The sequence below is a fragment of the Rheinheimera sp. 4Y26 genome (genome assembly GCF_025245835.1).
In the GTDB taxonomy this organism is placed as follows: domain Bacteria; phylum Pseudomonadota; class Gammaproteobacteria; order Enterobacterales; family Alteromonadaceae; genus Pararheinheimera.
In genome coordinates, this window is sequence record NZ_JAOBWS010000004.1 from 254,472 (window position 1) to 276,238 (window position 21,767).

Annotated in this window: 20 protein-coding genes; 14 read left to right on the top strand and 6 right to left on the bottom strand. The window is 47.6% G+C overall.

The genetic code is table 11. From position 1 onward, the window contains the following. Positions 1-402 precede the first annotated feature (402 nt). The 8 genes from N3Z11_RS07880 to N3Z11_RS07915 all read left to right on the top strand — a co-directional run bounded on the left by N3Z11_RS07880 (position 403) and on the right by N3Z11_RS07915 (position 9,079). A complete protein-coding gene (locus tag N3Z11_RS07880; protein ID WP_260656614.1) occupies positions 403-840 on the top strand; it encodes a MerR family transcriptional regulator in 438 nt (145 codons plus the stop codon). Next, positions 837-2,006, top strand: coding sequence for an isovaleryl-CoA dehydrogenase (locus N3Z11_RS07885; RefSeq protein WP_260656615.1), 1,170 nt, complete (start codon positions 837-839; stop codon positions 2,004-2,006). Before N3Z11_RS07880 ends, N3Z11_RS07885 begins: the two co-directional genes overlap by 4 nt. 340 nt (positions 2,007-2,346) lie before the next feature. After that, positions 2,347-3,891 (top strand): carboxyl transferase domain-containing protein, encoded by a 1,545-nt coding sequence (locus N3Z11_RS07890; RefSeq protein ID WP_409566860.1) that lies wholly within the window; start codon positions 2,347-2,349, stop codon positions 3,889-3,891. A 13-nt stretch (positions 3,892-3,904) separates the two neighbouring features. Then, the gene (locus tag N3Z11_RS07895; protein ID WP_260656617.1) at positions 3,905-4,744 is read left to right on the top strand and encodes an enoyl-CoA hydratase-related protein; all 840 of its coding nucleotides are present in this window, start codon (positions 3,905-3,907) and stop codon (positions 4,742-4,744) included. A gap of 1 nt (position 4,745) precedes the next feature. Then, a complete protein-coding gene (locus N3Z11_RS07900) occupies positions 4,746-6,722 on the top strand; it encodes an acetyl/propionyl/methylcrotonyl-CoA carboxylase subunit alpha (RefSeq protein ID WP_260656618.1) in 1,977 nt (658 codons plus the stop codon). Position 6,723: 1 nt separating this feature from the next. Next, positions 6,724-7,650 carry a hydroxymethylglutaryl-CoA lyase gene (locus N3Z11_RS07905; protein WP_260656619.1) on the top strand — a complete coding sequence of 309 codons (927 nt, stop codon included), beginning with the start codon at positions 6,724-6,726 and terminating at the stop codon, positions 7,648-7,650. A gap of 56 nt (positions 7,651-7,706) precedes the next feature. Continuing rightward, entirely contained in the window at positions 7,707-8,408 is a 702-nt protein-coding gene (locus N3Z11_RS07910; protein ID WP_260656620.1) for a CoA transferase subunit A, read from the top strand. Positions 8,409-8,419: 11 nt separating this feature from the next. Beyond that, positions 8,420-9,079: a CoA transferase subunit B gene (locus N3Z11_RS07915; RefSeq protein WP_260656621.1), complete on the top strand. Its 660-nt coding sequence runs from the start codon at positions 8,420-8,422 to the stop codon at positions 9,077-9,079. 100 nt (positions 9,080-9,179) lie between these two features. Here the strand turns inward: N3Z11_RS07915 and N3Z11_RS07920 are convergent, their stop codons facing one another. Beyond that, a complete protein-coding gene (locus N3Z11_RS07920; RefSeq protein WP_260656622.1) occupies positions 9,180-9,677 on the bottom strand; it encodes a hypothetical protein in 498 nt (165 codons plus the stop codon). A 187-nt stretch (positions 9,678-9,864) separates the two neighbouring features. After that, a complete protein-coding gene (locus tag N3Z11_RS07925) occupies positions 9,865-10,764 on the bottom strand; it encodes an NAD(P)-dependent oxidoreductase (protein ID WP_260656623.1) in 900 nt (299 codons plus the stop codon). Between the two features lie 86 nt (positions 10,765-10,850). Between N3Z11_RS07925 and N3Z11_RS07930 the strand changes: the two genes are divergently transcribed. Both N3Z11_RS07930 and N3Z11_RS07935 read left to right on the top strand, forming a co-directional pair. Continuing rightward, a complete protein-coding gene (locus tag N3Z11_RS07930; protein ID WP_260656624.1) occupies positions 10,851-11,351 on the top strand; it encodes a glutathione peroxidase in 501 nt (166 codons plus the stop codon). A 60-nt stretch (positions 11,352-11,411) separates the two neighbouring features. After that, positions 11,412-12,395 (top strand): 2-hydroxyacid dehydrogenase, encoded by a 984-nt coding sequence (locus N3Z11_RS07935; protein WP_260656625.1) that lies wholly within the window; start codon positions 11,412-11,414, stop codon positions 12,393-12,395. A gap of 88 nt (positions 12,396-12,483) precedes the next feature. On the opposite strand, the gene N3Z11_RS07940 is transcribed toward N3Z11_RS07935, so the two are convergent. Then, entirely contained in the window at positions 12,484-14,712 is a 2,229-nt protein-coding gene (locus N3Z11_RS07940; RefSeq protein ID WP_260656626.1) for a S9 family peptidase, read from the bottom strand. 299 nt (positions 14,713-15,011) lie between these two features. On the opposite strand from N3Z11_RS07940, the gene N3Z11_RS07945 reads away from it, so the two are divergent. The 4 genes from N3Z11_RS07945 to N3Z11_RS07960 all read left to right on the top strand — a co-directional run bounded on the left by N3Z11_RS07945 (position 15,012) and on the right by N3Z11_RS07960 (position 20,457). Continuing rightward, positions 15,012-17,630 carry a TonB-dependent siderophore receptor gene (locus N3Z11_RS07945; RefSeq protein WP_260656627.1) on the top strand — a complete coding sequence of 873 codons (2,619 nt, stop codon included), beginning with the start codon at positions 15,012-15,014 and terminating at the stop codon, positions 17,628-17,630. Positions 17,631-17,892: 262 nt separating this feature from the next. Next, positions 17,893-18,765: an alpha/beta fold hydrolase gene (locus N3Z11_RS07950; protein WP_260656628.1), complete on the top strand. Its 873-nt coding sequence runs from the start codon at positions 17,893-17,895 to the stop codon at positions 18,763-18,765. A 123-nt stretch (positions 18,766-18,888) separates the two neighbouring features. Further along, positions 18,889-19,989: an META domain-containing protein gene (locus tag N3Z11_RS07955; RefSeq protein ID WP_260656629.1), complete on the top strand. Its 1,101-nt coding sequence runs from the start codon at positions 18,889-18,891 to the stop codon at positions 19,987-19,989. A 93-nt stretch (positions 19,990-20,082) separates the two neighbouring features. Further along, complete coding sequence (locus N3Z11_RS07960; RefSeq protein ID WP_260656630.1) at positions 20,083-20,457, top strand: potassium channel family protein; 375 nt, start codon at positions 20,083-20,085, stop codon at positions 20,455-20,457. A 65-nt stretch (positions 20,458-20,522) separates the two neighbouring features. On the opposite strand, the gene rplT is transcribed toward N3Z11_RS07960, so the two are convergent. From rplT to infC, 3 genes are all read right to left on the bottom strand, one after another. Further along, positions 20,523-20,882, bottom strand: a complete 360-nt coding sequence (rplT, locus tag N3Z11_RS07965; protein ID WP_260656631.1) for a 50S ribosomal protein L20 — start codon at positions 20,880-20,882, stop codon at positions 20,523-20,525. A 16-nt stretch (positions 20,883-20,898) separates the two neighbouring features. Continuing rightward, on the bottom strand, positions 20,899-21,096 hold the full coding sequence (gene rpmI / locus N3Z11_RS07970) for a 50S ribosomal protein L35 (protein ID WP_068069322.1): 198 nt from the start codon (positions 21,094-21,096) through the stop codon (positions 20,899-20,901). Positions 21,097-21,199: 103 nt separating this feature from the next. After that, positions 21,200-21,742 (bottom strand): translation initiation factor IF-3, encoded by a 543-nt coding sequence (gene infC, locus N3Z11_RS07975; RefSeq protein ID WP_313771345.1) that lies wholly within the window; start codon positions 21,740-21,742, stop codon positions 21,200-21,202. Positions 21,743-21,767 lie beyond the last annotated feature (25 nt).

Below are 21,767 nucleotides of genomic sequence, written 5' to 3' on the forward strand. Positions count from 1 at the left end.
CCCTGCTGTTTGCAACTGTGCATGAGCCTACACCAAATTTACGTTTACGCCAACGTCAACCAGCCAAGACTTTGGTGTTATGCCGCTATTTTACCGTGTTCAATAGTCCCAAATTCCGGCCAATTTTTGGCAGTTAAAATTTACATCTGCCAAATACTCCCCTTTGAAGTCACGGCTGCACATACAAAATAAACGACGAATAATCGCGACGCAAAGCCGTGACCGCTGAAACAAACCAATGTAACATACTGAATAGTATTGATAATTAATCAGATGATCGGCTCAGCAGCGGTTATGCAGAGCTGCTGCAACCTTTCCCCACCTGAATACAACAACAACCCTTCAGCTTTACCTTTACGTAAACTTCACTTATAGTTACCGGCGATTTTTACGGTGGCCGAAATGACAGAAAAAGACGACAAAACCTATAGCATCAGCGAACTTGCCAAAGAGTTTGATATCACCACCCGCAGTATTCGTTTTTACGAAGATCAGGGTCTTATCACACCTTTGCGTCAGGGGCAGACCCGTATTTACAGTAAAAGAGACAGGGTCAGGCTGAAACTGATTTTACGCGGTAAACGTTTAGGTTTTAGCTTGTCGGAAACCGGCCAGCTGTTTGAACTTTATGACGCTGACAAATCCAGCGTCACCCAACTCACCATTATGCTGAAACTGATAGAGCAGAAAAAAGCCGAACTACATCAGCAAATGGACGACATTAAAGTGGTTCTGATGGAACTGGTGACAGTGGAGAAACGCTGCCGCGAGACGCTCACTGATGCCAAAGCCACAGAAGCCAAAACCAATAACCAATCCGCAAACGGGGAACTTTCATGATTAGCAGTTATAAATCGCTTAACTTCGACCTGGGTGAAATGGTCGATATGATCCGCGAACAGGTCAACGCCTTTGCCCGCGAAGAAATTGCCCCACGTGCCGCCCAAATTGATCATGACAACGCTTTTCCAAATGATTTATGGCGTAAATTCGGCGACTTAGGATTGCTTGGTGTCACTGTAGACGAAAAATACGGTGGTTCTGGTTTAGGGTATTTAGCCCATATTGTCGCGATGGAAGAAATCAGCCGTGCCTCAGCTTCTGTTGGTTTGTCTTATGGCGCCCACTCCAATCTCTGTGTGAACCAGATTTTCAAAAACGGCAACGAAGCACAGAAAATGAAATATCTGCCAAAACTGTGTTCTGGCGAGCATATTGGTGCTTTGGCCATGTCAGAACCGAACGCCGGCTCTGATGTGGTTTCGATGAAACTGCGCGCAGAAAAACGCGGTGATAAATACATTTTAAACGGCAATAAAATGTGGATCACCAATGGCCCGGATGCCGACACTTATGTGATTTATGCCAAAACCGACGTCAACGCAGGCTCAAAAGGCATTACTGCTTTTATCGTCGAACGTGGTTTTAAAGGTTTTTCTCAGGCGCAAAAACTCGACAAACTTGGCATGCGCGGTTCAAACACCTGTGAGCTGGTGTTTGAAGATTGTGAAGTGCCGGAAGAAAACGTGCTGGGCGCAGTCGGTTCTGGCGTTCGGGTATTAATGTCGGGTCTGGATTACGAACGTCTGGTGTTATCCGGCGGTCCGCTTGGCATTATGCAAGCTTGTATGGACATCGTTGTGCCATATATTCATGACCGCAAACAATTTGGTCAGGCCATTGGTGAGTTCCAGCTGGTACAGGGCAAAATCGCCGATATGTACACTCAGATGAATGCCGCCAAAGCTTACGCTTACACAGTTGCCAAGGCTTGTGATCGGGGTGAAACCACCCGTAAAGACGCTGCTGCGGTGATTTTATATACAGCGGAACTGGCCACCAAAATGGCGCTGGATGCCATTCAGCTGCTTGGTGGTAACGGTTATATCAACGAATACCCGACAGGCCGTTTATTACGTGACGCCAAGCTGTATGAAATTGGCGCCGGCACGTCGGAGATCCGTCGTATGCTGATAGGCCGGGAACTGTTTAACGAGTCGAATTAATTGCCTTTGCTGGCGACCCTGCCTTAGGCGGGTTGCCACTTACAGAACGCCGACACGCCCATTAACCCATCCCTGGGGGGCTCGGTTCGCGCCATCCATGGCGCTCAACGGTCGTCTTATCTGTAAGTGACACCCACCCTCTGGATATCCACCAGCAATCTGAAAGAAAACAGCAAAATCCGACTCCGGGGCTGCGCCCCTGCTTTCGTCGCGGTAAGAGCAACAAGCGCAGTTACAGACAAAGCGCGACTTCCAATAATTTCTAAAGGTGACTTCAGTGACCAGATTAAGCAGCAAAATTAACCCAAGAAGTGCGGAGTTTTTGCAAAACGCAGCAGCGATGCAAGCTTTGGTGGACGATCTCAACAGCAAGGTACAGCAAATTAAACTCGGTGGTGGTGAAGCCTTAATCGCCCGTCATACCAGCCGCGGTAAGTTGTTTGTGCGCGACCGTATTCAAAAGCTGCTGGACCCTGGCTCACCCTTTTTAGAAATTGGTCAGTTTGCCGCCTGGCAATGTTATGACGACTATGTACCAGCAGCCGGTGTGGTGGCAGGGATAGGCCGTGTCAGTGGTGTGGAATGTATGATTGTGGCCAATGACGCGACCGTCAAAGGCGGTACTTATTATCCGCTGACCGTGAAAAAACACTTACGTGCCCAGGAAATTGCTGAACGTTGCCAGCTGCCTTGTATTTATCTGGTCGATTCTGGTGGTGCTAACTTGCCGCGTCAGGACGATGTATTCCCCGACAAACTGCATTTTGGCCGCATTTTCTTTAACCAGGCCAATATGTCAGCCAAAGGTATTCCACAAATTGCCGTGGTGATGGGTCTTTGTACCGCAGGTGGTGCTTATGTACCTGCGATGGCGGACGAATCTATTATCGTCAAAGAACAAGGCACGATTTTCCTGGCTGGCCCGCCGCTGGTCAAAGCCGCCACAGGTGAAGAAGTGTCCGCCGAAGATTTAGGCGGTGCTGATGTGCATTGCCGTATCTCAGGCGTTGCCGATCACTATGCCCAAAACGATGAACATGCACTGCAACTGGCGCGTAACAGCATTTCCCGCTTAAACCGGGCAGCACCGCAGCTGAGGGATGTCAAACCTTCACAAGAACCTTTGTTTGATGCCAAAGAGTTATACGGCATTGTTGGCACTGATCTTAAAAAACCATTTGATGTACGTGAAGTTATAGCCCGTATTGTTGATGGCTCTGATTTTGATGAATTTAAACAGCTGTACGGCCCTACTTTAGTTTGTGGTTTTGCCCGTATTTTTGGCAATCCTGTAGGCATAGTTGCCAATAACGGTATTTTGTTTTCTGAGTCGGCGCAAAAAGGCGCGCATTTTATTGAGCTCTGCTGCCAGCGCAAAATTCCACTGTTGTTCCTGCAAAACATCACAGGTTTTATGGTTGGACAAAAGTACGAAGCCGAAGGTATTGCCAAACACGGCGCCAAAATGGTCACAGCCGTATCCTGCGCCAAGGTGCCTAAATTTACCGTGTTGATTGGCGGCTCTTATGGTGCCGGTAACTATGGTATGTGTGGCCGCGCTTACGACCCAACCATGATGTGGATGTGGCCCAATGCGCGGATTTCAGTCATGGGTGGTGAACAGGCCGCTGGCGTGATGGCGCAGGTGACCAAAGATGGTTTAGCCCGTAAAGGCGAAACTTTATCGGCGGACGCTGAAGCTGCTTTGAAAAAACCTATTATCGAGCAGTACGAGCAGCAGGGTCACCCTTATTACGCCTCAGGCCGGTTATGGGACGATGGCATTATCGACCCGGCGCAAACCCGCATGGTGGTAGGCCTGGCTTTAGCCGCTTCACTGAACGCGCCTATTGAAGATACACGCTTTGGCGTGTTCCGCATGTAACGGGAGCCTGATGATGCAAAATTTTAACTACATCAGCACGTCCATCGACCCGCGTGGCGTGGCGCAGCTGGTGTTAAACCGCCCTGAAGTGCATAACGCCTTTGACGACAAGATGATCAGCGAGCTGATTCAGGCACTGGATTTGTTTGCTGCAAACCCGGCTGTTCGGGTGTTATTGCTGCGCTCGAGCGGCAAAAACTTTAGCGCTGGCGCCGATTTAGGCTGGATGCGCTCCATGGCCGACAAAAACTATGCTGAAAATCTGCAGGACGCCGGTGAGCTTGCCAGGCTGATGCAAAAACTCGACAACTTCCCTGCCCCAACACTTGCCATAGTGCAAGGTGCGGCCTTTGGTGGTGCTGTCGGTTTAGTGGCTTGTTGTGATATTGCCATTGCCAGTGATAAAGCCAGCTTTTGTTTAAGCGAAGTGAAAATTGGTTTAATACCGGCTGTGATTAGCCCCTATGTGGTGCGTGCCATGGGCGAGCGCGCCAGCCGCCGGTATTTTTTAACGGCCGAGCGTTTTTTTGCTGCCGAAGCTTTGCATTTAGGTTTGCTGCATCAGCTGGTCAGCGAAGACGAATTACACGGTGTGTCGGATGCGATGGTGCAAACCCTGCTCGCCAACAGCCCGGCGGCGGTAAAAGCGGCAAAAGACTTAATTTTTACCGTGGCCAATCAGCCGACAACTCAGGCTTTAATTGACGAAACCAGCCGCCGTATTGCCCAAATTAGGGTATCCAGCGAAGGTCAGGAAGGTTTATCGGCCTTTTTACAAAAACGCACACCGGCCTGGCAACAAAGGCAGCATGCTGCAGACACTCAAGACACAGACAATAAAGGACAGGCTTAATATGTTTCAGAAAATTTTAATAGCCAACCGTGGTGAAATTGCCTGTCGAGTGATTAAAACCGCTCATCAGCTGGGTATTCGTTGTGTGGCGGTGTATTCCGAAGCAGACGCCAACGCCCGCCACGTGCAAATGGCCGACGAGGCTTATTTATTAGGCCCGGCACCGAGCAAAGAGTCGTATTTACGTGCCGACAAAATTCTGGAAATAGCGCAAAAATCCGGTGCCCAGGCTGTGCATCCGGGTTATGGTTTTTTATCAGAAAATGAAGAATTTGCCGAGGCATGCGCCAAAGCCGGTGTGGTCTTTATTGGCCCGCCGGTGCCTGCTATTGCCGCTATGGGCAGTAAAAGTGCCGCCAAAGAAATTATGAGTAAAGCCGGTGTACCGCTGGTACCTGGCTACCATGGTGATAATCAGGATGAAGCCTTTTTAGCGCAGGAAGCCGATAAAGTTGGTTATCCGCTGCTGCTCAAAGCCGCCTACGGTGGCGGTGGCAAAGGCATGAAAGTGGTATGGCAAAAATCCGAGTTTCTCGAGCAGCTGCAAAGTGCTAAACGCGAAGCGCTCAACGGTTTTGGTAACGATAAAATCCTGATGGAAAGATATCTGACCAAACCACGGCACGTGGAAATTCAGGTGTTTGCCGATAATTTTGGCAATGCAGTGTATTTACACGAACGCGACTGCTCCATTCAGCGCCGCCACCAAAAAGTGATTGAAGAAGCGCCGGCGCCGAACTTTAGCGCGGCGCAGCGTAAAGCCATGGGCGAAGCTGCGGTTAAAGCAGCGCAGGCCATTGGTTATGCCGGTGCCGGTACTGTGGAGTTCCTGTTTGACGAAGATGGTTCTTTCTATTTTATGGAAATGAACACCCGTTTGCAGGTGGAGCATCCGGTCACTGAAATGATCACAGGTCAGGATTTAGTGAAATGGCAGTTGTTGGTGGCCAGTAACCAACCGTTGCCGCTGACACAAGATGAAATTCCGCTGGATGGCCATGCCATTGAAGTACGGGTATATGCCGAAGATCCGGACAATAACTTTCTGCCCGCCACCGGCAAACTGACTTATTTACGCCAGCCGGACGCCAACCGCCATGTGCGCATTGACACTGGTGTGGTGGAAAATGACGAAGTATCCCCTTTTTATGACCCGATGATCGCCAAGCTTATTGTCTGGGATGAAAGCCGCGATCGTGCTATTGCCCGTATGCGCCGTGCGCTGGATGACTATCGTATTGCCGGGGTTAAAACCAACTTAAACTTTTTAACCCGTCTGGTTGAGCATCCGGCTTTTGCCAAAGCTGAACTTGACACTCACTTTATTGAACATCACCAAAAAGTGTTGTTCGCCCCTGAGCAACAGGAGCCCACCCAGGCGCTGATCCTGGCGGCTTTGTATTTATTGTTAAAACAGCAGCCGGAAAACACAGCCAGCTCACCATGGCAGACTGCTATTGGCTGGCGCATGAACGAAAACGCCAGTGTCAGCTTTGTACTGACTCAGGATGACGAAGCAAAAACTGTGCTGATCACCCAGTCCTCCGATGCTTTTGTGGTCTGTGTAGGTGATTTATGTTTAACCATAAAAGCCCAGCTGCAACAGGACGAATTGACGGCCAATATCAGCGGCCATCAGTGCAAAGTACGGGTTAGTCAGTACGGCGACACGGTTTCAGTGTTTATCAAACAACAACGTTTTGATTTTGATTACAAAACTACAGTTGAAGTGGCGACAAACGACGAAAGCGCCGGCAGTTTAAAAGCGCCAATGAATGGCACTGTTGTCGCTGTACTGGTCAGCGCTGGTCAGGAAGTTGAAGCAGGCCAGACGCTGCTGGTGATGGAAGCAATGAAAATGGAATATGCCATTAAAGCACCGGCTGCCGGTGTGGTGAATGCGCTGTTTTATGCCGCCGGTGACTTAGTCAAAGACGGCGCTGAGCTGGTGGATTTTGCCGCCCAAGCGGAGGCTTAAGATGAGCCAGCTCACTCACAACGCTTTTCCAAAGCAGGTGCAAATTGTTGAAGTTGGCCCACGCGACGGCTTGCAAAATGAAGTGGCAGTGCCACTTGATGCCAAAATAGCACTGGTGAATGCTTTGGCTGACGCCGGTTTAACCACCATCGAAACCGGCTCTTTTGTCAGTCCCAAATGGGTGCCACAAATGGCAGACTCAGCCGCCGTATTTGCCGGTATTCAGCGCAAAAAGGGCGTGACTTACACCGCCCTCACACCCAACTTACAGGGTTATCAGGCAGCTAAAGCAGCTGGTGCAGATGAGGTTGCTATTTTTGGTGCCGCTTCTGAAGCCTTCAGCCAGAAAAATATCAACTGCTCTATCAGCGAAAGCCTGGCGCGTTTTGAGCCTGTAGTTGCAGCGGCCAAAGCCGATGGACTTCGCGTACGCGGTTATGTGTCTTGTGTGGTGGGTTGCCCTTATCAGGGCGACGTAAACCCGACTGAGGTTGCGCGGGTGGCCAAAGCCTTACTGGATATGGGCTGTTATGAAATTTCGTTAGGCGACACTATCGGGGTCGGTACGCCGGCCAAAGTGCTGGCGATGCTGGATGCTGTACTTGAAGTGGTGCCTGTGAACAAAATTGCCGTACATTTTCACGACACTTATGGCCAGGCGTTAACAAATATTTACGCCGCGCTAAGCCGTGGTGTGGCTGTGGTCGACAGCGCAGTAGCCGGCCTTGGCGGTTGCCCTTATGCCGCCGGCGCGTCAGGCAATGTTGCCACTGAAGATGTGGTGTATTTACTAAGTGGCCTTGGCATCAGTCATGGTGTTGATTTAAATACGCTCGCCCGCGCGGGCTGGGCTATTGCAGAAGCTTTGGGGAAAACACCTAGTTCTAAAGTAGGATTGGCGCTCAAAGCCAAATGTCAGCAGAATTAAGCCGCTTTTGGGCATCGCAGCGGCAACACAGCATATAAAAATGAAGAGGACTTCAAATGGCAGGGTTTAATAAAGTTGTACACAGCTACGACGAAGCAATGGCAGGCCTGGAAAACGGCATGACAGTGATAGCCGGCGGTTTTGGCCTGTGTGGCATTCCGGAAGGTTTAATTGCACAAATCAAAAAGATGGGCACCCGCGATTTAACAGTTGTTTCCAACAACTGTGGTGTCGATGGTTTTGGTTTGGGTGTGCTTTTGGAAGATCGCCAAATCAAAAAAATGGTGGCTTCTTATGTTGGCGAAAATGCTTTATTTGAAAAACAACTATTAAGTGGCGAGTTAGAAGTAGAACTGACGCCACAGGGCACACTGGCAGAAAAAATCCGTGCTGGTGGTGCTGGTATTCCGGCCTTTTTTACCGCAACAGGCTACGGCACGCCAGTGGCTGAAGGCAAAGAAACCCGTGAAATTAACGGACGCAACTATGTGTTAGAGCCTTCTATTACCGGCGATTTTGCCATAGTGCGCGCCTGGAAAGCCGACCGTTACGGCAACTTAGTCTTCCGTCACACTGCGATGAACTTTAACCCTATGGTGGCGACAGCCGGTAAAATTACCGTGGCTGAAGTGGAAGAAATTGTCGAACCCGGCGAACTTGAGCCTTCACAAATTCACACCCCTGGCATTTATGTGCAAAGAGTGATTCAGGCCAAATTCGAAAAACGCATTGAACGTCGTATGGTTCGCCAAGGTTAAGGAGCAGAAAAATGGCATTATCCCGTGAACAGGTCGCAATGCGTGTAGCGCAGGAACTAAAAGACGGTTATTACGTAAATTTAGGTATTGGCATCCCTACTTTAGTGGCCAACTATGTACCAGCTGGCATTGAAGTGATGTTGCAATCAGAAAACGGTTTATTGGGTATGGGCCCTTATCCGACTGAAGCAGAGATTGACGCTGATATGATCAACGCTGGTAAAGAAACAGTCACCGCCATTAAAGGCGCGGCGATTTTCAGTTCAGCAGAAAGTTTTGCCATGATCCGCGGTGGCCATGTGGATTTAACGGTATTAGGTGCTTTTGAAGTAGACCAAAACGGCAATATCGCCAGCTGGATGATCCCGGGCAAACTGGTTAAAGGCATGGGCGGTGCTATGGATTTAGTGGCTGGCGCGCAGAATATTGTGGTGACTATGACGCACGCTGACAAATACGGCAGCTCTAAGCTCCTCGACGCCTGTACGCTACCGCTGACTGGTGTGGGTTGTGTGAAAAAAATCGTCACTGACTTAGCAGTGTTAGAAGTGAAAGACGGCGCTTTCCATTTACTGGAAAGAGCACCTGGTGTCAGCGTTGATGAAATTCAGCAAAAAACAGCCGGTAAACTGGTGATCAAAGGTGAAGTACCTGAGATGGTGTTTGCTTAAAACCAGCCTTCCGCTCTGAGTAAAAAAAAAGCCCGCAATGCGGGCTTTTTTTATCTGAACTATGTGAACTATGTGAACTATGTGAACTATTATTGCGCTTTTATTGAGCTGCAACTAAATCGCGCTGATGTATATTGCCGCCCACCAGCGCTGTAGTGCTTGGCGTGCTGACTAAGGTGATTTCAGCCGGGTTGCCAATCAGCATCACAAATGCCATTTTCCCATTGGCCAGCAAATACCAACCCACCTGATAATCGGGCAGATTAATGCCGTTAATGGCAACATCAGGCCTGTACTGCCCGAGTTCTTCCTGAGGGATCACGTCAATCACACTTTGCGGCAATGACAGATCTGTCACAGTGGCCTGATAAAAGCCTGCCTGCAACAACATACTGTTGTCGCCGATTTCAACCGAGTTACGGGTTAACCACCAGGCCGACCATAAAAATAATGAAGCGCAGGCAGGCACAGACCATAACAAAGGTTTTAACCAACGTTGATCCAGACGATACAAGATCAAGCCAATCATGGCGGGGATCCCGACCAGCAGGCTGAATAAAATCAGATACAGCTGCCAGCCTATATCAATAAAATTCATAATTTCACAACATAAACACATTAAGTTACAAAATTGTATCACAGCAAAATAAAAGTGCCCGTAAAAATAACAGAGTTTTATACACAAAAAGTTAACCGCACATTAAATATACACTTTTTCTTATTTAGCAAAGACCGGAACAACAAAAAGCCTTATCAGCAAGGCAAAAGGCCAGAAAAAAGGCCACTTAAGTGGCCTTGGCAGGTGATTTAAAGCGGGTAATAAGACTGGAGGTATCAAAACGCCCCCCGCCCTGAGCCTGCACTTCGGCGTAAAACTGATCAACCAGTGCGGTCAGCGGCAACTGAGCACCATTACGTCTGGCTTCCTGCAGCGTGATGCCAAGATCTTTGCGCATCCAATCCACGGCAAAACCAAAATTAAACTGGCCATCCACCATAGTGTAACCGCGGTTTTCCATTTGCCAGGATTGGGCCGCCCCTTTTGAAATGACATCGAGCACAGCTTTCACATCAAGCCCGGCCTGATCAGCAAAGTGGAGGGCTTCAGACAAGCCCTGTACCACACCGGCAATACAAATCTGATTGACCATTTTGGCCAGCTGGCCGGCACCGGCGCCCCCCAATAAACGACAGCTTTTGGCATAACTTTGCAGCACGTTTTCAGCTTTAGAAAAGTGTGCAGCTTCACCGCCCACCATAATAGTCAGTTGACCATTTTGCGCGCCGGCCTGACCACCGGACACCGGTGCATCAAGAAAGCCAATATTTTTTGTTTTGCATACTTCAGCCAGTTCGCGGGCTAAATCAGCTGATGCTGTGGTGTGGTCAATCAATAAAGCACCGGATTTCAGGCCAGACAACACGCCATTGTCGCCGTACACTACTGAACGTACATCGTCATCATTGCCAACACAGAGCATCACCATGTCGGCTTGCTTAGCTGCCTGCGCCGGTGTTGTAGCACTTTCACCGCCATACTGTGCCACCCAGGCCGCGGCTTTGTCGCTACTTCGGTTATAAACTGTCACCTGATAGCCTTTTTGCTGCAGGTGGCCAGCCATTGGAAATCCCATTACCCCAAGGCCGATAAAGGCCAATCTGAACTCTTTTGCTGCATTTGCCATATAACTGTCTTAATTCTGTGACACACTGAACTTTAGCTTACAAAGTTATGATACAAATAGCAAAAATGCCCGCGGCAGGAGAACTCATGGCCAATGTGCACCAGTTTAAAGTGAAAACAGCAACAGGCGAAATGATCGATCTCGGTCAGTTTCGCGACAAAGTACTACTGATTGTCAATACCGCCAGCCAGTGTGGCTTTACCCCACAGTATCAGGAACTGGAAGCCTTACATCAGCAATATAAAGATCAGGGTTTAGTGGTACTGGCTTTTCCCTGCAATCAGTTTGGTGGTCAGGAGCCCGCTTCAGATCAGGCCATTCAGCAGTTTTGCCAACTCAATTACGGCGTCAGTTTTCCGGTACTGGCAAAAATTAATGTAAATGGTCCGGAAGCAGAACCTTTGTTTGAATACCTGAAAGATCAGGCCAGAGGTTTGTTAAAAACCCGTGCCATTAAATGGAACTTCACCAAGTTTTTGGTGAACAAAGACGGTGTAGTGGTAAAACGTTATGCACCAAGAACCAAACCAGGCCAGTTTATCGACGCCATTCGGGAAGAGCTGGCGTTATTGCCAAAACAACAATAGCGCTTAAATAACTGTATCATCCCCTGATAAACTCAGTAAAACTGCGCCATGGAGATCAGGATGAAAGTTACAGTATTCAGCAGCCAGCCTTATGATGAGCGGGCTTTACGCCAGTACAGCCCGGATAATATCAACTGGCAATTTTTGCCGCAAAAACTGGATCTATTAAGTGTGGCAGCTGCTGCTGGCAGCGACGCTGTCTGTGTATTTGTGAATGATGATTTATCGGCAACAGTACTGCAAAAACTCTCTGAGCTTGGCATTTTTGCGGTGGCGCTGCGCTGTGCCGGTTTTAATAATGTCGACCTTACTGCCGCTAAAAAGCTCGGCGTAAAGGTGATGCGGGTGCCGGCCTATTCGCCGCAGGCTGTCGCTGAGCATACAGTGGGTATGATGCTTTGTTTAAGCCGCAAATTTCATAAAGCCTATAACAGAACCCGCGACAATAACTTCGATTTAAATGGCCTGCTCGGTTTTAACCTGTACCAAAAAACCGTAGGCTTAATTGGCACAGGTCGTATTGGTATAGCTACAGCCCGTATTTTACGGGGGTTTGGCTGTGAACTGCTTTGTGTTGATCCAATCGAAAACCCCGAATTACAACAACTTGGCGCCCGTTATGTCAGCCTTAGCGAGCTTTACCAACAAAGCGACATTATCAGTCTGCATTGCCCGCTGACACCACAAAGTCAGCATCTTATTAATGAAGAAACGCTCGCTCAGATGAAAAGCGGTGTGATGTTAATCAACACCAGCCGCGGTGCCCTGATTAACACCAAAGCAGTGATCCAGGCGCTGAAATCCGCAAAAATTGGTTACCTGGGCCTGGATGTCTATGAGCAGGAAGCGGATTTATTCTTTAAAGACCTGTCTGATCAGGTCATCTCTGATGAAGTATTCCAGCGCTTGTTAACCTTCCCCAATGTGCTGATCACCGGGCATCAGGCTTTTTTTACCAAAGAAGCTATGGCGCAAATCAGCCAGACCACTATCCATAATCTGCTTTCGTTTTCCCGACAGCAAAATTCAGGCAATGAATTGTAATCATCAGATTAAACCTCTTTTCAGCGAAAAAAACGGTCAGCATGCTGACCGTTTTTTTTCTGATAACTCCCCCCCCTTTTCCGGAGAATTATTTGCCCCTGTTTAACAAAGTGCGGTCAAAGAAGTTGGTAATGGTTTGATGTAAATGGGTTTGCACCTGCTGACCAAACATGGCGTGTTTACTGCCGGGATAGGTCATCATGTCAAAATTTTTGCCTTTATTCTGTAAATCAGAAAACAGTTTAGTGCTGTTGCTAAACAACACGTTGTCATCGGCCATACCGTGGTAAATCAGCAAATCCCCTTTTAAAGCATCACTATAAGGGAAAACCGAACTTGCCAGATAACCTTGGGCATTTTGCGCCGGATGACCTAAATAACGTTCGGTATAGTGAGTGTCGTATAAAGTCCAGTCGGTGACTGGGGCGCCTGACACACCGGCTGCAAAATAATCACCGGCCTTAAACATCGCCATAATCGCCATATAACCACCGTAACTGTGGCCGTATACCCCTATTCTGCTGCTGTCGACATAAGGTAAGGTGCGTAAATATTCCACACCGGTAATTTGATCTTCGACTTCAACCACACCCAGCTGTTTATAAATTGGATCTTCAAAGTTTTTACCGCGGTTTTCCGACCCCCTGTTATCCAGCTGAAAGACGATATAACCACGCTGCGCCATATAGTGGAAATATAAATCTTTGCCGCTCCAGCTATTGGTGACACGTTGTGCACCAGGCCCACCATAGACACTGACAATCACCGGATGTTTTTTGCCGTGATCGAGATTTTTAGGTTCAAACACACGGTAATGCAGGGTTTGGCCATCTTTGGCGGTTAAGGTACCAAAACGCGGCTGCACCAGTTCGGGCCAGTATGGCGTTAACGGATGGTCAGCGTTCAGTTCATTCGCTTCCAGCACCGTGAGGGTTTTGCCGGTATTATCGTTCAGTTGTACTTTAGGCAGGCTGTTTACCGCAGAATAACTGTCGAGGAACCCACTGCCATCTTTGGCCACTACTACAGCGTGGCTGGCGCCCGGTGTTGTCAGCCGGGCAATGTGTTGATTGTTCAGGTTTAAGCGGTATAAGTGGTTCTCGAGCACTGTATCTTTGCGGCCGGTAAAATAAAGTACGCCATTTTTTTCATCAACAGACTCAATTTTATTCACCACCCACTGCCCGGACGTCAGCTGCAACGGTGCTTTACCATCAAACTGATATAAATACAGGTGTTTAAAACCGTCACGCTCAGACGCCCAGATAAAACGTTTTTTATCTTTGAAAAAGTACAGGTCATCATGCAGGTTCAGCCAGGTATTGTTCTGTTCGGTCAGTAAAATCTGTTGTTGGGCACTGGTTAAATCCACCATTCTCAGCTCCAGCTTTTGCTGATCGCGGCTTTGCCACTGATAAGTCAGCTGATTAGGATTTTGTGTCCATTGCACTCTGGGTAAATAGAAGTCTTTTTCCTCCCCGAGATCCAGCCATTGCACCGCTGCTGATGACAGTGCCACAACCCCAAGTTTAATACTGACGTTATTGGCACCAGCATAAGGGTAACGCTGGTTATAAAGTTTGATTTCATTGGCATAAATTTCATTACGCAGTACTTCAGGCACAGCAGCGTCATCAAACTGGGTAAAGGCTATTTTGCTGTCATCAGGAGCCCACCAGTAGCCTGTCATCCGCGCCATTTCTTCCTGCGCCACAAACTCGGCCATACCGTTTTTTATCGTGCCCTTGCCATCTGTGGTCAGTTGCTGCTCTTTACCACTGATCAAATCCAGCACATAAATATTTTGTTCACGCACAAAAGACACATAACGCCCTTTAGGACTGATTTGCGCGTCGGTTTCAAATTCTTTGGTGTCGGTGAGTTTACGCGCCTTATTTTTTGCCAGATCGTAATAATACAAATCGCCGTTTAACGGGAATAACAAAGCTTTGCCATCTTTTGACCAGCTGTAACTGACGATACCACTGGCAAATAACCGCAGACGCTCCCGTCTGGCTTTTTCTTCATCGGACAATTCTTCCGGACCACTGAATAGGGTATATGAGTCAACCAACAAACTGTGTTTACGGCTTTTCAGCTGGTATTGCCACAGGTCAAGCCGGTTGGCGTCTGTCGTTTTGCCTTTGAGATAAGTCACACGGCTTCCATCCGGCGAATAACTCAGTGACTTGGGGGCCTGGCCACTTAAGGCCGGATCAGCAAACAAAGCTTTGAGTTCGAGTTGTTTGGCATTCACGGCCACGGAAAATGTTGCGGCGGCAACCAGAGTCAGACCTGTGGTCAAAGAAGGGTTCATAAAAAATCCTGAAAACAAAGAAGGACTTCCATCTAACGCCAGCCAATTAATTTTTTCAATCAAATCCGTCCAGTCCCGTATTAAAGCCGTTCAAAGGACCAAAACACCGCTGCAAGCCTTCGCTGGCGCGAAAATACCCAAATCAACAACGAGCGGCTATAAATATTCTGCAACAGTTTTGAGATAAATCGGGCATTTTACAGGTTGGACAAACGGACAAAATTGCCATAAGTTAGTTCACGAGCTCATACAAATAAAACGAGCCGTATAAAAACGATCCAGGATTAAAAGGCATAATTATGAAAAATAAGACAAAACTTGCGCCGCTTGCGGCGGGAATTAAGTTTGCGCTGACCGGTAGTGCCCTGTTGATGTTAAGTGGTACCAGCTTTGCCGCTGTAGCTCAGGATGCAGCCCAAGCGCAAAAAACGGAAGATGTTGAGAAAATCGTCGTTGTAGGTTCTCGCGGTGCGCCGCGCTCGGTGGGCGATTCGGCGGTACCTGTAGATGTCATCGGGGCCGATGAATTTGTTAAAGCCGGCCCAAGTGACATGATGACCCTGATGAGTTCCGCTGTTCCCTCCTTTAACGTTAACACCCAACCAATCAATGATGCTTCTACCTTAGTTCGCCCCGCTAACCTTCGTGGTTTACCACCAGACAGCACCTTGGTTTTAGTCAACGGTAAACGTCGTCACCGCTCAGCAGTAATTACATTCTTAGGCAGTGGCTTATCAGACGGTTCACAAGGTCCTGATATTTCTGTTATTCCATCTATTGCATTAAAGCAGGTTGAGATTCTGCGTGATGGTGCAGCGGCCCAATATGGCTCTGACGCTATTGCCGGTGTAATTAACTTCCGCTTAAAAGACGCCAGTGAAGGTGGTGCGGTAGAACTGAAAACCGGTCAACATTATGACGGCGACGGCGATTTACGTCAGGTTGCAGCCAATATCGGTTTACCTTTCACTGACAATGGTTTTGCTAACTTCAGTACTGAATTTAAGCAATCAGACCCAACCAGCCGCTCAGTACAACGCGGAGATGCGGCAGGTTTAGCTGCCAACGGCAACACACAAATTGCCGATCCGGCCCAGGTCTGGGGTTCACCTGAGTTTAAACGTGACTTCAAAGTTTTTGGTAACATCGGCTTAGAAGTTGCGAAGAACAAAGAGTTTTACGCTTTTGGTAACTTTGCTCAGCGTAATGTGGAAGGTGGTTTTTACTTCCGTAACCCACAAACCCGTGGTGGTGTGTATTCAAATGATGGTGGTGATTCCTTATTGGTTGGCAATCTCGATGCCAGTAAGGGGGCATGTAGCAATATTGATATTCAGGGCCTGAACTACAACCAGGTAACAGCTAAAGTAAATGCCCTGCCGTCTCACTGCTTTACCTTCTTCTCTATGCTGCCTGGCGGTTTTACGCCGAAGTTCGGTGGTATCGTCACTGATGGCGCCCTGGCCGGTGGTTTGAAAGGCGAAATGGACAATGGCTGGTTTTTTGATTTAAGCACCAGCTATGGCCGCAGCGAAGTGGAGTTTTATATTAAAAACACCATCAACGCGTCTATGGGGCCACGCACCCCACGTGACTTTAACGCTGGTAAATACGTACAGCAGGAACAAGCCATCAACTACGATATGAATAAACTGATTGAAGTTGATGCACTGCCATACCCGCTGGCTGTGGCCGGTGGTCTGGAATACCGTATTGATACCTTCGAAATCTATGCCGGTGACAAAAACTCCTTTGAAGTTGGCCCGCTGGCTTCACAAGGTTTTGGTATAGGTTCAAACGGTTTCCCGGGCTTTAAGCCTGATGATGCTGGTTCCTTTAACCGTTATAACTATGCAGCCTACACTGAATTTGGTGCGGAATTTTCTGACCGTTTCCGTTCAGACTTTGCCCTGCGTTACGAAAACTATGAAGATTTTGGCACCACCACCAATGCTAAATTAACAGGTCGTTTCCAGGCAACTGATGAAATGGCTTTACGTGGTGCGGTGAGCACAGGTTTCCGTGCACCAACCATTGGTCAATCCATGGTGCGTAACGTCACTACATCTTTTGCTGCAGGCCAGGGTTTAGTGGATAACGCCACTCTGCCGCCGACTCACCCTATTTCTGTGCTCAAAGGCGGTAAAGCCTTAACACCGGAAGAGTCGACTAACTATTCATTTGGTACTGTGGTTGAAGTGGATGATTTTTATGCCACCTTAGACTACTACCGTATTGAAGTAGAAGACCGTATCAGTCAGTCTTCATCTCAGACCTTAACACCTGCCGATATTCAGGCGCTGTTAAATCTGGGTGTGGCGGATGCAACCAGCTTCGCCGGTGTAAAATATTTCACCAACGACTTTGACACTACAACTCAGGGTGTTGATTTTGTTGCCAACTACGCTGCGGATTTAATGGGTGGCCGCACCACTTTTGCCCTGGCACTGAACTACAACAAAACAGAAGTGGACCGCATCACCGAAAGACCGGGTGTAGATGGTGACGGCAACCCTGTGATGCTGCGTAATATCAACGAAGCCAAAGTCAAACAAATTGAAGATGGTTTACCAAAAGTTCGTGGCAGCTTTACCGTGAGCCAGAACTGGGGCGAAATTGGTGGTTTTATCCGGTTAAATCACTATGGCTCTTATTTTGAAGACCATGCTGACTCTGGCGCGTTAAGAGTTGAGGATGACGGTTTACCACTGTTCTTAGGTGCAGAACAAACTGTTGATGTTGAGTTGAATTATAGCTTTAGCGACAATTACAACATCGCTGTAGGTGCTAATAACCTGTTTGATGAAGTACCGGACGAGAACCGCTGGGCTGACGTGCTGGGTGCGAAGTACCCAACCACCACAGTGATGGGTTTTAACGGCGGTTTCTACTACGCCCGTTTAACTTACAACTTCTGATCATGCAATAAACGGTTTATCTGAACCGGTATATTGTTCCAAAACACCCGAAGCAAAACTTCGGGTGTTTTTTATGTGTGATAGTACAGCTACTTCTTTGATTATCATTTTCTGTTGCCTGACCGGCAGAAGGTGCACAAGACCACAGGTTCCCGGCCACTGACCTGATCGCTGCTGGTTACGGACACGGCGCTAAGCTTCGCTTGCTGCTTTAGTTAAAACATGGCATGGTTTTATTAGAGCATTTACTTGAGATTTAAGCGTGCAACTTATTCCCTGGCATTATCAAAGCCGTTATGGTTTTACCCTGCGTGGCCATCACAGCATCCCAAGCGGCAAACCCGTATTACATTTGTTGCACGGCAATGGTTTTTGCAGTTTGATGTATCTGCCACTGCTACAACAGCTCGCGCCCTACTTTGATTTCTTTTTATCAGATGCCCAAGGCCACGGTGACAGCGACCATGGCGGCAAGTTTATTGGCTGGAATCAAAGTGCAGAACTTGCAACGGCGGCCTTAAAACTGCATTTACCCAAATTCGGTGATGTGGCTTTGTATGGTTGTGGTCACAGTTTTGGTGGTGTGTTAACAGCCTTGATGAATGCACAACCAGAACAGCTCTTTCACAAAGTTATCCTGCTGGATCCTGTGTTATTTCCACCACTGTTACTGCGCTCTATGCAGACGTTGGATTTGCTGGGTTTATACCGGCATAACCCGATGGCAAAAAAAGCGTTAAAACGCCGGCAGTTCTGGCCAGACAGGCTGGCAACGGAGCAGTATCTGACCAACAGAGGTATGTTCAGAGGCTGGCAACAGGACGCATTGCAGGCTTATATCGACCATGCGCTGCATCATCAGGACGGCAGCCGGCTGAAATGTAAACCGGAACGCGAAGCGGAAATTTTTGCATCTTACCCTAAAAATTTATGGCGGGAATTAAAACGGCCTTGCAGCGACACTCTGGTGATTTATGGTGACGATACTTATCCTTTTGTCAGTAAAGCAGTACACAAATGGCTGGGGTTGAACTCAGCTATCACTTCATTACAAACACAAGGTGGGCATTGTTTTATGCAGCAATATCCAAAACAGAGTGCAGAGCTGATGCTAAAACACTGGGAATTTATCTGACTGGCACCATACTGATCTACAACTGATAAAAAGCGGCTCGTCACTGTTACAAAAAAACCGCTGCCGCTCTTTTTACAGTTTCAGTATAATGGCGCCAATTTTGGTTATCCGGTAATAATTCAAGTGAAAAAAAGCAGTGTAGTACTGAGCGTATTATTGATATCCGCCTGTTCTGTGGTTCCTGAGCAAGCCGCCAAACCCGCGCCTGTACAGGAAATTAAAGAAGTGGAAGTCGCTCCCGAGCTGGTGCCTGACGAGGTGGTGCATTCTGATAATGCACAGCCGATTGCCACCGACTTTGGTTTAATTTTTATTGACCGCGACATGAGTTTTACCGGCACTTTGCCCTGCAAAAAATGCCCTGGTGTGAACTACCATATCAATCTGTATCAAAATGGTAAGTTTGAAGCCCGCCGCGAATTTATCGACCGTAATGTTGTAGAGCTGATTGAAGGCAGCTGGCAACTGGACGAACGGACCTTACACTTCACCACCCAACGTCAGCAAATGCCGTCTTTCCAGTTTGCCAGCAATCAACATCTGGTGATGCTGGACGTTGCCGGCAAGCCTATTGTGTCCGCAGACAATATGACACTGACGCGTCAGGCCACAGTACAGAAAATTGACAGTCGGTTACCGTTATTAGGTATGTATCAGCTCAAAGGCAACGAAGCGAGTTTTACCGACTGTCAGACCGGCGAAAGTCATCAAATTGCCATGACCCAACATCATTTGCCGATGATGCGCAGTTATCAGACTAACCCTGTCATAAATGGTAAATCTGTGGTCGCGACTATGACCGCCAGAAAGAGTCCGGACAATAATCAGGCGTTATTTGTTGATAAGTTCGACCAGTTTTGGCCTGGAGCCACCTGCCCTAATCAGGCAGCACCTGGTTCTGCCCAGGGTGTGGTCTGGCGGTTAAATTCAGTATCTCAGATTGGTGTACCACAAAAGCTGAATATCCGGATGATGTTTGCCGACAACAAGTTATATGGTTTTTCCGGCTGTAATAACTTTAATGCATCTTATGAGCAAAAAGACAATCAGTTAAAAGTGATGCCTGTGGTCAGCACACGCAAACATTGCGCTGACGCCAATTTTTACGAGCAACAATTTACCCGGCAGTTACAGCTGGCTGATCGGATTGAAGTGAATCAATCTAAACTGCAATTGTTTAAAGACAACGCCATTATTATGGAATTTACTGCTGCAGTGAATTAAGCCTTTAGGGCGATTGCAAATCAAACGCTATGAGATGGCTATTTAACTACACCTCCTTTGGAGGTGTTTTTTTAGCTGAAACGGATTCTTATCATGAAAAAATTACTGATCTACACTGCAAACCGGCTATGGCTCATTCTGGCGTTGTATGCAACCAGTTTATTATTTGGTGCTTTGTGTTTTTCACTGCTGGAAGCAAAATCATTTGCGGACGGTTTATGGTGGGCAACTGTCACTTCATTGACTATAGGTTATGGCGATCTGACCCCTGTCACTACTGCTGGCCGTATTATTGGCATCTTATTTGGCCATTTCTGGATCTTTGTGGTGATCCCAATGATAGTGGCCAATATCATTATGCATCTGGTTGAAGATAAACATTTATTCAGCGATGAAGAGCAACGCGAGCTGATGGATAAACTGACAAGAATTGAGTCACACCTGATACAGCAAGATAAGAAAAATTGATCCTTAGTTTCAGACAGCACAAAAACAAAAAGGCAGCCGGAGCTGCCTTTTTTACTACTTAAAAATTAAGCAGTTAAAGCTTGTTTCGCTTTGGCAACTAAAGCAGCAAATGCGCCTTTGTCGAATACAGCGATGTCAGCCAGAATTTTACGGTCGATTTCAACAGATGCTCTTTTCAGACCATCGATGAAACGGCTGTAAGATAAACCGTTTTGACGTGAAGCAGCGTTGATACGCGCGATCCACAGTTGACGGAATTGACGTTTACGTTGACGACGGTCACGGTAAGCGTATTGGCCGGCTTTGATAACTGCTTGGAAAGCTACACGATAAACACGGCTACGGGCACCGTAGTAACCTTTAGCCTGGTTTAATACCTTCTTATGACGCGCACGTGCGGTCACACCACGTTTTACTCTTGGCATTTCAGTCTCCTAAATATTATGCGTATGGCAAGCAGCGAGCGATACCAGCAACGTCAACTTTTGCAACTAACGTTTTTGGACCTAACTGACGCTTACGCTTAGAAGACTTCTTCGTCAGAATGTGGCGAAGATGTGATTGCTTACGTTTAAAACCACCAGAAGCGGTTTTTTTAAAGCGCTTTGCAGCACCTTTATTGGTTTTCATCTTAGGCATAGTTAAATAACTCGCATTGTTTAATTACAACGAATAATAAGGCGAAAAATCAAACACCACTGCGTTGCCGCAGTGGTGTACGACTTCTACTTGAATGCGCTTATTACTTCTTATTTGGGGCCAGCATCATGATCATCTGACGACCCTCAACACGGCTTGGGAAAGATTCGCAGATAGCAATATCTGACATATCTTCTTTAATCCGGTTAAGCATCTCAATACCGATGTCCAGATGCGCCATTTCACGACCACGATAGCGCAGCGTTACTTTAGCTTTGTCACCCTCTTCAATGAAGCGACGCAGGTTGCGTAGTTTTACCTGGTAATCGCCTTCATCAGTTCCAGGCCGGAATTTAATTTCCTTGATCTGGATCTGTTTTTGCTTCTTCTTCTGCTCTTTAGCAGCTTTGCCCTTTTCAAAAAGGAACTTACCATAGTCCATCAACTTACAAACAGGAGGTTCAGCTGTTGGACTGATTTCTACCAGATCACAACCACCTTCTTCTGCCAATTTAATGGCTTCAGCAATACCTACTACCCCTAATTGCTCACCTTCCAGACCAATCAAACGCACTTCGCGGACGCTGATTTCTTCGTTAATACGATTCGGTCTGTTCGTCGGTAACGGTTTCTTTCCTACTTTAATGGTATGTTCCTCCAAGGATTAATAT